14 protein-coding genes are annotated in these 13612 nt (G+C 43.9%); 13 read left to right on the top strand and 1 reads right to left on the bottom strand.

What is annotated here, in order from left to right:
* The first annotated feature begins 15 nt into the window (after positions 1-15).
* The 13 genes from W293_RS0108240 to W293_RS0108180 all read left to right on the top strand — a co-directional run bounded on the left by W293_RS0108240 (position 16) and on the right by W293_RS0108180 (position 11817).
* Positions 16-1113 (top strand): LysM peptidoglycan-binding domain-containing protein, encoded by a 1098-nt coding sequence (locus W293_RS0108240; RefSeq protein WP_350588207.1) that lies wholly within the window; start codon positions 16-18, stop codon positions 1111-1113.
* Positions 1114-1161: 48 nt separating this feature from the next.
* Complete coding sequence (dprA, locus tag W293_RS0108235; RefSeq protein ID WP_025651980.1) at positions 1162-2409, top strand: DNA-processing protein DprA; 1248 nt, start codon at positions 1162-1164, stop codon at positions 2407-2409.
* Between the two features lie 158 nt (positions 2410-2567).
* A complete protein-coding gene (locus tag W293_RS0108230) occupies positions 2568-3197 on the top strand; it encodes an L-threonylcarbamoyladenylate synthase (protein ID WP_025651979.1) in 630 nt (209 codons plus the stop codon).
* A gap of 121 nt (positions 3198-3318) precedes the next feature.
* Positions 3319-3837, top strand: coding sequence for a GbsR/MarR family transcriptional regulator (locus W293_RS0108225; protein ID WP_025651978.1), 519 nt, complete (start codon positions 3319-3321; stop codon positions 3835-3837).
* Between the two features lie 126 nt (positions 3838-3963).
* Complete coding sequence (locus W293_RS0108220; protein WP_025651977.1) at positions 3964-4920, top strand: fatty acid desaturase family protein; 957 nt, start codon at positions 3964-3966, stop codon at positions 4918-4920.
* Between the two features lie 57 nt (positions 4921-4977).
* Positions 4978-5427 carry a hypothetical protein gene (locus W293_RS0108215; protein ID WP_025651976.1) on the top strand — a complete coding sequence of 150 codons (450 nt, stop codon included), beginning with the start codon at positions 4978-4980 and terminating at the stop codon, positions 5425-5427.
* A 274-nt stretch (positions 5428-5701) separates the two neighbouring features.
* A complete protein-coding gene (locus W293_RS0108210; protein ID WP_025651975.1) occupies positions 5702-6202 on the top strand; it encodes a hypothetical protein in 501 nt (166 codons plus the stop codon).
* Between the two features lie 23 nt (positions 6203-6225).
* The gene (locus tag W293_RS0108205; RefSeq protein WP_025651974.1) at positions 6226-7191 is read left to right on the top strand and encodes a TIGR01777 family oxidoreductase; all 966 of its coding nucleotides are present in this window, start codon (positions 6226-6228) and stop codon (positions 7189-7191) included.
* A gap of 79 nt (positions 7192-7270) precedes the next feature.
* Positions 7271-7744, top strand: coding sequence for a hypothetical protein (locus tag W293_RS0108200; protein WP_025651973.1), 474 nt, complete (start codon positions 7271-7273; stop codon positions 7742-7744).
* A gap of 116 nt (positions 7745-7860) precedes the next feature.
* Positions 7861-8718: a fatty acid desaturase family protein gene (locus W293_RS0108195; protein WP_025651972.1), complete on the top strand. Its 858-nt coding sequence runs from the start codon at positions 7861-7863 to the stop codon at positions 8716-8718.
* A 131-nt stretch (positions 8719-8849) separates the two neighbouring features.
* Positions 8850-9311, top strand: coding sequence for a thiol-disulfide oxidoreductase DCC family protein (locus W293_RS0108190; RefSeq protein ID WP_025651971.1), 462 nt, complete (start codon positions 8850-8852; stop codon positions 9309-9311).
* 187 nt (positions 9312-9498) lie between these two features.
* Positions 9499-10533, top strand: coding sequence for a metallophosphoesterase (locus W293_RS0108185; protein WP_227502402.1), 1035 nt, complete (start codon positions 9499-9501; stop codon positions 10531-10533).
* A gap of 156 nt (positions 10534-10689) precedes the next feature.
* Positions 10690-11817: a metallophosphoesterase gene (locus tag W293_RS0108180; RefSeq protein WP_025651969.1), complete on the top strand. Its 1128-nt coding sequence runs from the start codon at positions 10690-10692 to the stop codon at positions 11815-11817.
* Here the strand turns inward: W293_RS0108180 and W293_RS0108175 are convergent.
* Positions 11782-13077, bottom strand: coding sequence for an alpha/beta hydrolase (locus W293_RS0108175; protein ID WP_025651968.1), 1296 nt, complete (start codon positions 13075-13077; stop codon positions 11782-11784). The two genes, W293_RS0108180 and W293_RS0108175, sit on opposite strands and share 36 nt — an antisense overlap.
* Positions 13078-13612: the final 535 nt, after the last annotated feature.

The following is a 13612-nucleotide window of genomic DNA, read 5'->3' as shown; positions in this document are numbered from 1 at the left end:
ATTGTGGATATAACAATGAAGATGAGCTTAAAAACGATAGCAAAAGCACTGTTGATCACGACATTTAGTAGTGCCATGCTGATGACCACTGCCCACGCTAACAATCCACCACCAACCATCAAAGCAGATGCGCCCAATCGTTATATTGTCAAAAAAGGCGATACCTTATGGGACATTTCAGGACGCTATTTAGACAGTCCATGGCGCTGGAAAGAGATTTGGGCAACCAATAAGCAAATCAAAAACCCTAACCTTATTTATCCTAACGATATTCTTATTCTGTGCGTGATACAAGGTAAGACTTTAGTTGGTGTGGATACAGGTGAAGGCTGTGCTGGTATTGAAAAACAATTAACCGGCACATCAGTCACCACCTCCGTATCAGTCACGTCGACGGCCAATAGCATTCCGCCTATTCCATGGTCTGCGATCCAGCATTGGCTGGATAAAACGATCATTGTTAATCCAGCAGATTTTAATACCACGCCTTATATATTAGCGTCTAAAAAAGGTAACTTAATCACGGCAAGCGGTGACAAAGTTTATGCCAAAGGCGTCTCACTTATCGTTGGACAGCGTTATGGCATCTACCGTGAAGGCGAGATGTATGTTGAGCCAAAAACTCAGCAAGTCATCGGACTTGAAGTCACCCAAGTAGCGACTGGATTGGTTACGTCTACAGAAAGTAATGGCGTCACAAGCTTGCAGCTTACCGACAGCTACGGCAAAGAAGTCCGTGAAGGTGATCGCGTTTTTGTTGAGCTGAACAACTCTATCCCGCCCGTATTTTACCCAACGCCTGCAACCGTTAGCCGTGGCGGTATGATTGTTCGTGTCATGGACTCAATCAGTTCTGCGGCGAAGGGTAGTGTGGTCGCGATTAATTTGGGTCACACTGATGGTGCCAAACCCGGTGATGTATTGACTGTCTATCAAAAAGGGGCGTTGGTACGCGATACCAAAGATAATGATGCCTCTGTACGCTTGCCCAGTGAGCAGAGCGGCATGGTGATGGTGTTCAATACTTTTGATAATATTAGCTACGCCTATGTGCTTGATTCTGAGCTACCGCTCAACGTGGGTGATCAGCTACTACCACCCCCTTATCTATAAGCCAGACTTCTTAAGTCAGTTGAATCCGTAAATGCGAGTCAGACTATTATGACGGCAGTTTCTCCAATGTTATCCGACGAGCAGCGCGCAATATTGGCGCTGTGGACTGAGGTGAATGCGTCATTATCGGCTTATCATAAGCTTATGACTTCTTTTGGGGTAGCAGAGCTTGCTTGGCAAGCCAAAGTAGACGCTTGGCGGCAATTGGGTATTCATCATACGCATCTTGCCCGCCATGAACAGCCAGCGCAAACACAAGCCAGTATCGATAAAATTCAGCAAGCGCTCATCGAGGGGCGCTACGGTCTGCTATTTGCCGACCAGCCTGATTATCCCGCCCAACTCCTACAAATATATGATCCGCCGCCGCTGTTGTTTTATCGTGGCCAGCGCGCGCGTTTGCAGCAAGCACAAATTGCCATCGTCGGCAGTCGCAAACCCACCGCCCATGCGCAAAAAATTACTTTTGATATGGCACAATATTTAGCACAGGCAGGGTATATCATCACTAGCGGTCTGGCCATGGGTGTGGATAAGCGCGCCCATTTAGGAGCACTGGCGCAGACAGATGCTGATTATCAAGGTCGAACCATTGGGGTGATGGGCACTGGTATTGAAGTGTATTATCCCAATCATCATGATAAATTATTTGCGCAAATTATCGAGCAAGGTGGCTGTATTATCAGTGAGCTGTTGCCGGATACGCCGCCGCACAAGCATACGTTTCCACGGCGCAATCGCTTGGTGGCAGGTCTCAGCTTAGCCACTATTGTCACCGAAGCGACTATCCAAAGTGGTTCGTTGATTACTGCGCGCCTAACCTCGGAGCAGGGCAAGCAAGTCTTTGCGATTCCCAGTCATATTGATAATAGCAATGCTGAGGGCTGCCACCATCTGATACGTGAAGGCGCGACGTTGATTTATCATCCTCAGCAAGTCATTGAGGACGTCAATGGTCAGCTGGCTTATGGCAATAATGGCTATCGACCAACAGCACAGACGACCAACTCAAACCATAAGCCCTCGACTAACAGTCAGTCTGCTAATGCTGCAGAGACAGATTCTGTGCCAGCGGTGAGCCAACCGATACCGTCTAATATCAAATCTCCTAAAAGCGCTATCGTCGCCCCTGAGCATTTAACGCTGGTTTATGAGCAGCTTGATTGGCATGGACAAGATTTAGATGCGTTGTTAGTCAGTACCAAGCTTACGCCACCGCAGCTGATTGGACAATTGATGGAGCTTGAGTTACTAGGCGTCATCAGCGTGCAAGGTGGGCGTTATTTACGCGTATAGGCTATTTGGGTGTTTACAACGATAGCTATGCTTTAATATTTCTAAGGGTGCTAAGGTCAGCCCAATTTTATAAATATTTAAATGTCGCTCACTTAGTCAGCTTCTCTCCTATGTTATTATTAATGCTTAAACTCCTACCTTTTCGAAGCCTTCAAGCCATGAAAAAATCCGCATCCTTTACTACTGATTCTGTCGTTCAAGCTGCCAAGTGGCTAAAAGAAGGACAGTTACTTGCTTATCCAACCGAAAGCGTTTGGGGGATAGGTTGTGATGCTTATGATAAGGCAGCCGTGCAGCGTATTTTGGATATCAAGCAGCGCCCAAAAGCTAAAGGTATGATTGTCGTTACTGACAGTGCTGAGCGTTTAGCGCCCTTATTAGATACTTTAGAAGACAGTCAGCGCCAACAAATCATTAATAGCTGGCAGACGGATAGTGACAATATAAAGCTACAATGCAAACAAGCGCACACTTGGTTGTTACCCATTCCGCAGGCGCTGATTACTACTATTCCTCCTTGGATAACCGGGCAGCATCGGACAGTTGCGGTCAGAGTTATCGCTCACCCCATTATCCGTCAGCTATGCCAGCAGTTGGTCAGCGCGCATAATCCCTTTGGACTGTTGGTTTCTACAAGCTGCAATCCATCAGGGCAACCGCCTGCTATGACTCTTACGGATGCTTATGGGTATTTTGACGAGCAAATCCGCTACTTACAGGCGGAGACGTTAGGCTATACCTTACCCAGTCAAATACGTGATGCAATCACAGGTTTAATCGTCCGTTAGAGCATGGCAATCAAGCAATAGATATTACTCTCTGATTTCATTATTGACAGAAATAAAAGAATGATGCAATATGAACTAAGAAATTAGCCAAACTATATGAAATATTAAGCGAATAAATACTATGAAACTAAATCCTGTGACCGAAAAATTTATCTTACATTGGGGTGAAATGGGCTCACAGTGGGGTGTCAATCGCACTATGTCACAGATTCATGCATTGCTTTATATCATCGGTAAGCCGCTCAATGCGGAAGAGATTACCGAGACGCTTGGCGTTGCGCGCTCTAATGTCTCAAACAGTATTAAAGAGCTACAAAACTGGGGGCTAGTACAGAAAGTATCGATATTGGGCGATCGTCGCGATCATTTTACGACTAATACCGACGTTTGGGAGTTGGCACGTATTATCGTCGTTGAGCGTCAAAAACGTGAGCTTGAGCCAACGGTGCAGTTCTTACAAGAACTTATGGACAGTCCTGAATTTGAGCATGAAAATAGCGAAGTAAAAGCGCGGATAAAGGATACCCAAGAGTTCGTCAACACGCTGACCACATGGTCGTCTGAGATGCTGAAGCTACCCACAAGTATCCTTAAAAAAGTCCTCAAATTGGGCGCGAGTATTAAAAAGGTTTTACGTTAATAGTAAGCTGTATGATTTAAAATAAAAAATTTGCGATATAATTTCTGTTTAAACAGAAATTAATGTAATAAAAATAATTTTTAGTCAAGCTTTAATGACAATAGCAACGACAAATGGATGTGTAAAATGACAGTCAATCAAACACACGCTAATAAAGAGCAAGTCATTAAAAAGGCTATTGCTTCAATCGAGTGGCAAGACTTGCGTCAGTTAACGCGCGGTCAAATCGCTTACAATGTTATTTTGCCATATCCGTTCTTACTACTGTCTTGGTGGTTCGCCAGCCAATCATGGTATGTACTGGCATGCGGCGCTTCTTATTTGTTTTTTGCTGCTGCATTCCGTCAAGCGCACGATGGCTATCATCATAGTTTGGGGACAGGTAAGCGTACGACCACTGCCATATTATTATTGCTTAGCGTACTATTAATGACCAGCTTGCACAGCATTCGAGCCACTCACATGGCACATCATCGTGATCCGCTGGGCGATAGTGATATTGAAGGCAGTCTGGCAAATGTGTCATGGTGGCAAGCACTGCTCGGCGGGATAACTTATCGGCTCGCTATCTATCGGCAAGGACTGCGTTTAAGCAGCCGTCGCAATCAAAGCTTGGCTTGGCTAGAATTTGGCTTGATTGCTTTAGTCGTCTTGGTTGCCCTCGTACTGACCGTATTTACTGTCGCTGTTCCTGCTCTGACCATGTTAGCGCAAGTATTGATGTACCACATACTGACCATGATGTTGGCCAATGCTAGCGTTGGTATCATCGCGGTGTGGGGCGTGCACCATGATTGTGATGAGACGATCGCTCGTACTGAGCGTAACCCGCTGATTAATTTGCTGACGTTTAATTTGCTTTATCACGTGGAACATCATCTATTTCCTGCGGTGCCTTCCAATCATTTACCTGAGCTTGCAGAGCGTCTGGATAAAGTCGCGCCGCATCTGACTGACCAGCAGGTAACACCTAATAAAGCCGCAGTTATCAGCGCAATAGACAATCAGTGGCAAAAAATAAAAGCGGGAAGTCGCAAACATCATGATGAAAATGAATGTCCGATTCGTAGAAACTTTACGTAGCGTGACTATCAAGTTAGACAGTCAACAAAGTAGACAGCCAAATAAAAGGAGGGTTGTATGGACATGTTACCGACTCAGCCAAGTGATCGTTTGAATGTTTATCCTGAGGAAAAAGTACATAGAATTTTTATACTTTCTGGCACATTTTTTCAACTCATTTTATTTCCATTTGCTGCAACTTTATTCACTGCTGATAACAGCATAGGTTTGTTAGCTATTTTATTTTTGCCAATATATATCATCGGTGGCGGTCTATTTGGAATGGCCATTATGTCTGTCATTAGCACTTGGCATGTCCGTCAAAAGCGATATATTGAAAGAGGATGGTGGATACAGACTTTTTTAGTTGGTTATCTTGTAACAACAGTTTTCTACGCTATTTTTTTGAGTTCTATGATAGATATCCTTCATTTGCTGGCGTTTGGTTTGACAGGAGGCGTAAGTGCTATGTTAGCAGCTATGTCAGCCTTACCTACATTAGACGAATATACCGAAGAATTAAGCTAACTTTTTAAAAATAGCTAAAAAATTGCTTCTAAGAATATCGTTATGGGTTCAGTAATATTGATGTTTTTCCCTATTCTATGGTTCGCCATAAGTTTGGATGGCAGGATAAGTACAACGCTAGTTAGTCTGATAGCATTACCGAAAGTGAAAGCAGAAGAGACAGACGTTTACAGGAGACAAACCACGATCCACTAATTATCCACAGTAATTTCATTGGCTTTGGTAACGCCGTATTTATACTGAATTAACGATGAATGTTAATGGGATAAATAGAATGAAAACGAATAATAATATAGCTGCTTACCCTTGTTCACCAGTTATTATTCTATTTGCAGGGCTTGGGAGTGTGGTTGGTGGATTGATTGCAGAGCTGGCTCTATTGTTTATTTTTAGGAATGCGGATTTTGCGCAGATTGGTTATCAGCCATTGCTATATGTTGGTCTGCTTGGTTTTATTCCTGCTTTATTGACGGGTATTCTTGTCGCTTATAAGAATATATGGCGCGGTGATCATAAGAGTCTACGCACGACATTTTTGATTGGGTTTATAACGTCAGCAGGTTATATGGGCGCAATCATCCTATATTTAGGCATTAACTCATGGATAGAGGTTGGGGTGTTATTGGCATTTATGATTGGTATAGGATTATTTGGCGCTATCAATGCAGCCATCGCTGGCTGCATTGCTTTACCAAAAGTATGTAAAAGTCGTTTTGATATAAAAGTTAAAAAAGAAGACGATGACTATAGCGAATTAAGTTTTACTAAACGATAAGCAAAAAATATAAGGAATAGGACATGAATATTTTAATCAGTGGTGGCTCAGGATTTTTAGGCAGTGCCTTTAGCGATGAGATTATGGCGCGTTACCGTGCCCAAAATAAAGCGCTGCACATTACTTGGCTGACGCGTGATAGCAGCCAAGCCCATCCGAATGATATCGACATGATGACTTATGATGAGCTGGCGAGCTCGGATAAAAGCTTTGAGGTTGTTTTAAACCTAGCAGGGGCAGGTATCGCTGACTCGCGTTGGAGTGATGAGCGCAAAGAGCAATTGCTTGCCAGCCGTATTAAGCCTACCGAATCCTTATTGGCATTTATTAAGCGCACCAGTATTAAACCCAAGCTAATGGTCAGCGGTTCAGCGATTGGTTGGTATGGGACTCAAGGTGACAAACCTCTTACCGAAAGCAGTGGTTTTGAGACTGATTTTGCTCATCGATTATGTGATGAATGGGAGCAACTGGCGTTGACAGCAAATGATTATGGCGTGCCTGTGGCTATCGTGCGTACTGGTGTTGTCATTCATCCTAAAGGCGGCATGCTCGGTAAACTATTAACCCCGTTTAAGATGGGCGTCGGTGGACAATTGGGTGATGGTCAGCAAATCATGAGTTGGGTCAGCCGTGAGGACTGGGTAGGGGCAGCGATATTTATCATTGAGAAGCATCTAGCTGATGATGTGAGCACTCAAGCCATGCATGAAAACACCCAACAGACTACAAATGACACAACAGCGGTTGTGTACAACTTAACCGCACCCAATCCCGTGAACAATCATACTTTCACCAAAACACTGGGGTCATGGTTACACCGTCCGACATTCTTTACCCTACCGAATTTCTTACTTAAGCTGATGTTTGGTGAGATGTCGACGCTACTAATAGATGGGCAAAAAGTATTACCGCAAGCGTTATTAGATGCAGGGTATGAGTTCCAGCAGCCGACACTTAAACAAGCATTAGAACAGCAGAAGTCGTAAGTGAGTGGCATGTTTCATGTGAAACAGTATTATTAATTATATGATATGTTGTTTCATGTGAAACAACATAGAGGTTTTTATGAGTGATATTGAGTTTAGTACAGTCAAAACACCTAGCTATCCTAAAGGTAAAGTAATAAATCAATATGCACAATTTGGCGGGGCACTGGGTGGGATATTTCTATGGTTAAGCGTAGCAGTACCTGATGTCTTGTTTAATGACTATAATTTTGGTGGTTCCGAAATATTCAATATTACTAACGCCTATTTTATCACTGTATTTAATATAGTTTGGCTGCTAGGGTTTGCGCTGATTTTCTATATAATTTTTGGATTTATATTAGGACTGTTATCTTCATTATTTACAGGCTGGATTCTTGCGCAAGTAAATGCTCACTGTAATTATAAAGGCCTTCTTATCTCTTTAATTACGGGTGGTTTTATGGGCTTTGCCTTTCTATCTTTACTAGAGCTACCTCTTATTATGCAGGTTTTGACAGGTGGTATCAGCGCTGTGATTACGGGTCTTATCGCATTACCTAAATACAAATAAAATTTAAATAGTTATTTCACTTTTGACAGAAATAAAGTAAAATGAAATTATAATTACTAAACAAGTGGTTGCTTAATTTGAGTCGCTACTGCTTATCACAAAGCAAGGAGAACATCATGCGTCATCCTTCGTTAGCCAATATTGAATGGCAAGATTTGCGTCAGCTCAAGCCCACTGAGACGGTTTATAATATCTTTTTATCGTTACCATTTTTATTATTGTCATGGTGGAGCGCGTGGCAGGGATTTTGGCTACTTGCGCTGGCTGCAACGTTTTTCTTTTTTACCGCCGCACTTAGACAAGCCCATGATTGCTATCACCGTACTTTAGGTGTGAGTAAAGTCGCCACAAAGCTCATGCTATTTATGCTGAGTATCACTATGCTTTGTAGTACGCATGCCATTCGGCATACTCATCTTAATCATCATAGAGATCCGCTGGGAGAGAGTGACGTTGAGGGTAATTGGGCACGTCTGCCTTGGTATAAAGCGATATTAGGCGGCGGAATTTTTTCGATAGCGATTCAGTGGTTTGGCTTAACGCATGGTAGCCGCCGCAATCGTATTCTTGTTGCCCTTGATATGTTGCTTATTTTCGCAGTGATTGCCACCGCTTTTATCACGATGCATCCTATATTGATGTATCACGTATTGGTAATGATATTGGCCAATACGATGGTGGGGTTCTTTGCTGTATGGAGCGTCCATCATGGCTGTGATGAGATAGTATATGCCCGTAGTGAGCGTCATCCATTGATTAATTTACTGACTTTTAACTTGCTCTATCACATCGAACATCATCTGTTTCCAGCGGTGCCGACCAACCATTTACCGATGCTGGCCAAGCGTTTAGATGCTATTGCCCCGCAGTGGACGCAGCAGCCAGTAATTCCCTTTTTAGCCCCAGTCAATCAGTATCAAGAGTCTAGGGTGACTGAAAAATCCAATGCCCATTCGCATCACTTTGATGTTTAGCCATAGTCGGTTCAATATAATTTGGATACAAGGAAGGCGAGTGAAAGTACTACAAATAGTAGACTAAGCGAGCCTGACACCGTATCTGATTTATATAGGATTGACTATATCACTCAGAAAGGAGTCATAAGATGATTATTCAAAATCATATCAACAGTTATAGAGAGCAAGCACATTTATCCATCACCATGTACTACGACGATGCATGCGTCATATGTAGCACCGAGGCGCACAATATGCAAGTGCGTCAGCCGGAGAAGATACGCTTAGTTCCTGTGAAAGAGGGGCTTGATAATTTAGCCGCCGCAGGATTTAGCCGTGAGGATGCGATGACTTATATGTGTGTGCAAGACAGCTACGATAACTGGTATACGCACATGGATGCCGTACGACTGCTCTACAGAACGGGCGGCGTGAAATGGTCACCCTTGTTATTTTTGCCAGTGGTCAAACAACTGGGTGACTTAGCTTATCCCTATGTCGCGCGCAATCGTTATAGAATTCCGAATTGGGTGACCAAGTTGATCTATGGTAAAGCAGTGATGCAAGCCTGTGACAATGGCGTTTGCAAAATTGCACCAGATAAACGTTAAAGGGCTTTTATTGGCCACTATTTAGTTTTGTGGCAATAGCACTTTAGAGGCAAAGCATATGAAGTTTTTGTGGAAAAAAAGACAATACATTCAGAGCATCCAGCTTTTGACGTAAGATAGCGTTATCTTTATCTGATTAGACCTTACTATGTGGTTCTTCATCGTTTTTACTCAGTTGCTAGCTGTTATGACCAGCGTTCTTATTTGCTGGTTTGTAAAGCCAAAAACTACTGCTGCAAAAGCTGCACTGGTAGCAGCTGTCTTTGTTATTAATAATAGTGCTCTCATTTATGGTTTGACTGAGTTTTGGGGTGAGCGCTTTCATGTCTATCTAGTCGTCAGTATTTTGCAAGGTTTTATGCTTTATGCTGGTCTGATAACGGCTGCGGTGGCGCTACTCGTTTATCAGCTTTTTAAGCGAAAATCTCGTCCAATACTCTTGCGTACCTTTGCCATTACAGTTTATGTCGCCATTGTTAGCTTAGCGGTATTTAATGCTTATTCGCCCGTCGTACATCGTTTAACAGTCACTATAGATAAGACGCTGGATAAGCCAATGGATATCGCGCTTGTCTCTGATACGCATCTGGGCAGATGGTTTGGCAATCGACAGATAAAGAAAATGGTAAGCCTTATCGATGCGCAACATCCCGATGTCGTGGTTATCGCTGGCGACATTATGAATGACAATACCATTGCTTACGATAATACGAATATGCATGAGCAGCTATCAAAGCTAAAGGCACCGCTTGGCGTTTATACGACTTTAGGTAATCACGATTATTTTGGTTATGAAAAGCAGATCACTCAAGCGGTGGAAGAGGCTGGCATCAAAGCGCTTGATAATGAGAGTGTACTATTAAATGACTCAGTATGGCTGGTAGGGCGCTCAGATGACATCGATCGTACCAGACTGTCAGCTGAGGAGTTATTAACGCAAGTACAGACAGATAAACCAGTGCTATTTTTAGAACATCGTCCTAGCGCGATGGATGAGGTCAGCGCCCTGCCAGTCGATTTGCATCTGTCTGGGCATACCCATGGCGGGCAGATATTCCCGTTAACGACGCTGATGGATTGGTTGACACCGCTAAACTATGGCAGCAAAAAAATAGCCGATACGCAGTTTTTGGTGACCTCTGGTTATGGCATCGGTCCCGTACCATTTAGACTGGGTACGCGTTCTGAGGTTTGGATAATTACGTTGCAGTCTGGTGTATGAGCTATTTAAATAAAAAGTGTTACCCTTATGATAAAGCCTCTACCATATCTAAATGGTAGAGGCTTTTATTTGCTGTTAGGCTGGTTAATAGCTACTTTGCTTGTCTGGTTAGCTAAAAACATACTGCATTGACACCATCATACTCAGGGATTCTTCATGCGCTACGCATTTTTCATTACCATTTTTGCGCTATTGCAGCTCTTTAGTGTCGGCGCTGCTCTAAGCGTGCAATGGTGGTTACAACCTTGGCAGACAGCAGGTTTGCAAACTTCGGTATGGGTCATCATATTTGTTATTACTAATGCTTTGCTGCTACTCAGTGTCAATAGAGCATTTGCCAATAGCTATCGCTGGATCAGTGGTTGGATGTTGGCCATGCACTTTATGCTATTGACGGCTTTAGTTACCAGCTTATTTTATGGTGGCTATTGGCTAATCACATTGCTAACCGGTGATGTGCTGGCTACATCGGCTACCGTCGATTTTGGGTTGCGCATATTGGCATTGGCAGTATTTATCGGGTTATTTGTTTATGCTCTATACAGCGCTTATGCGCCTGTGGTGCGTGAGTTATCTATTGATATTGATAAGCCTTTGGTCAAGCCGCTACGTATTGCGGTCGCTAGCGATTTGCATATCGGGAGATTGTTTGGGATTGGCGCAATAGATAGGCTGCATCGTCTTATTGTGCAGCATAAAGCAGACATATTGCTGATGCCAGGCGATATCATGGATGACAATATACAGGCATTTACCACATATAAAATGGCAGAAAACTTGGCTGAGTTATGCAAAAGCCTGCCGTATGGGGTCTATGCAACTTTAGGCAATCATGATTTGTACGGGCACGAGCAGCCAATTGTCCAAGCGTTGCGTACTGCTGGCGTGCAGTTATTAAATGACGAAGTCATACGCCTCACGCACCAAGGGCAAGCGTTTTGGCTGATGGGACGCTTCGACAATCATAAGCGTCAGCGCGTCCCGACGACTGAGCTACTGGCGCAGGTCAATAGCGCTGAGCCGCTGATATTGTTAGACCACAGACCAAGTGATATTGCTGAGCACAGCCAAATGCCGATTGATTTGCAGCTCTCTGGGCATACCCATAACGGTCAGATATTCCCCGCCAACTTCATTGTCAGTGCCATCAACCGCTTGGGTTATGGCTATGAGGTTATCAATGACAGTCACTTTGTGGTGTCATCTGGTTACGGCTTTTGGGGCATTCCGTTTCGACTGGGCTCGCGCTCAGAGATTTGGCTCATCACCCTCACTGGTCAGTAGGTCTTGCACAAAACAAGCAAACGCCTTGATAATATAGCTTGTCTGATTGCCAAGACCTTGATGGACACTCATCAAGTTAATAAAACCATGCGGTGCGCCTAGCACTGTATAAGTTTCTACCTTAACGCCTTCTTTTTGCAAAAGCTCAGCATAAGCCAGCCCTTCATCTCGCAAGATATCTAATTCCGCAACGACGACATAGCTGGGACACAGGTGCGCATTGTCACCGTGCATGACTGAGATAAGCGGGTGAGACTGCGCTAGACCACTATGCTGAGTGTAGGCAGTATTAAAGACGTTTGCATCGTTGTGATCGAGCAGCAAGCCTTCACTATAAAGCTCCCAACTCGGATATTCAGCCTCATAATCAGTGACAGGGTAGAGCGGCAATTGAGCTAAAGGTCGCGGCAAATCAGCCAGTGAATTTTTAAAAGTATCATTGGCTTTTTTATCAGTCTCAGCAGTTTGATTATTATCTTGCCATAGTGCATCGATAGGCTTAATAACCTGCTGCGCCACCAGTGCTGCCAAGCAACCACCCGCACTATCACCAGACAATACGATGCGCGATGGCAATGCACCAAGTGACTGAGAATGTTTAGCCAACCAAGCATACGCCGACAGACAGTCTTTAAGGGCTGTTGGCGCTGGATATTCAGGTGCCATGCGGTAGTCGACGCTCACGACTGCCCAGCCATTTTGGGCGCAGACCGTATGACAAAACTCATGGTGCGTGTCGATATCACCAATACAAAATCCGCCGCCATGAAAAAACAGCATGGCGACTTCATCCGCACTTTTTCCCTCATTATTCTGCTTCGTCTGCTGGTAGCAGCGCACGGTCATGTCACCACCGTCAGCGTTGGCAATGGTTCTATCTTGCCAGCTGACGGCGTTCTCTGAATTTCCTGAGACATTCGCATTTTGTTGCCAAACGCTAGGCGCTTGCAACGACACCGCATCTGTACCAAATTTCTGCCGTAGGTTGGGTAGCTTATCCAGTGCTAATGGGCGCTTGAGCTTATTACTGACCGCAAGTATCAGGCGCAGATGGGCGTCAGCGAGGGGATATTGCTCCGCTGTAGACGCTTTTAATTGGAGATTAACTCGTTCGAGTAGCGGCGTTGGCAGATTATCCAACCCTTTTAGCGTATGGTGCAAAACATGATGCTGGTGCGCATTTTTAGCGGCTGTTGTTTTGACGGTCTTAAGCGTTTTTGTCAATAAAGCATTGAGCGATGGCACTGGTAAAATAGGCATAAACCCTCTCTTGTAATCGATGTTTAAACAAAGTTAATCGGCTTTATAAGTGAACGATTAATATAGCAGTTAATCATAAGATTTATATGAGGGTCTGTTGAACATTCAAATATTAGGACTGCTGATCGCTAAAATCGCATCAAACTAGGCGTAAACCGACGAGAATGTCGAGACCTTAGCTAGGTTTACAACAACGTTTGGGGTGGTTTTAGCATCAGCCCTTTGGGGCAGGGCTATTTTTTGCCAATACATGGCGAAATTATCTAACCTGGAATGACTAGGCGTCAAAAATTTCACTGCGTATTGTCTAAAAAATAGCCACTGCCAGTGCCACATTTGAGTGTTCAACAGACCCTACATTCCAATCTATCTTAAAAGCTGGTCACCATAAAGTTAAGCGTGGCTCGGTGACAAAAACATCATCATTTGTACCCGTCATTTATCTTAACGTTGAGTGCTTTTTATAGTGTTAGTGACGATAATCCCTACGCCTTGCAATGATTTATCCTGCTAAAACAAAAAATTCCTTAGGTTA

The sequence above is a fragment of the Psychrobacter sp. TB67 genome (assembly GCF_000511065.1).
In the GTDB taxonomy this organism is placed as follows: domain Bacteria; phylum Pseudomonadota; class Gammaproteobacteria; order Pseudomonadales; family Moraxellaceae; genus Psychrobacter; species Psychrobacter okhotskensis.
The sequence above is the reverse complement of the archived record's forward strand: the minus strand, read 5'-3'. Positions and strand labels throughout refer to the sequence as shown.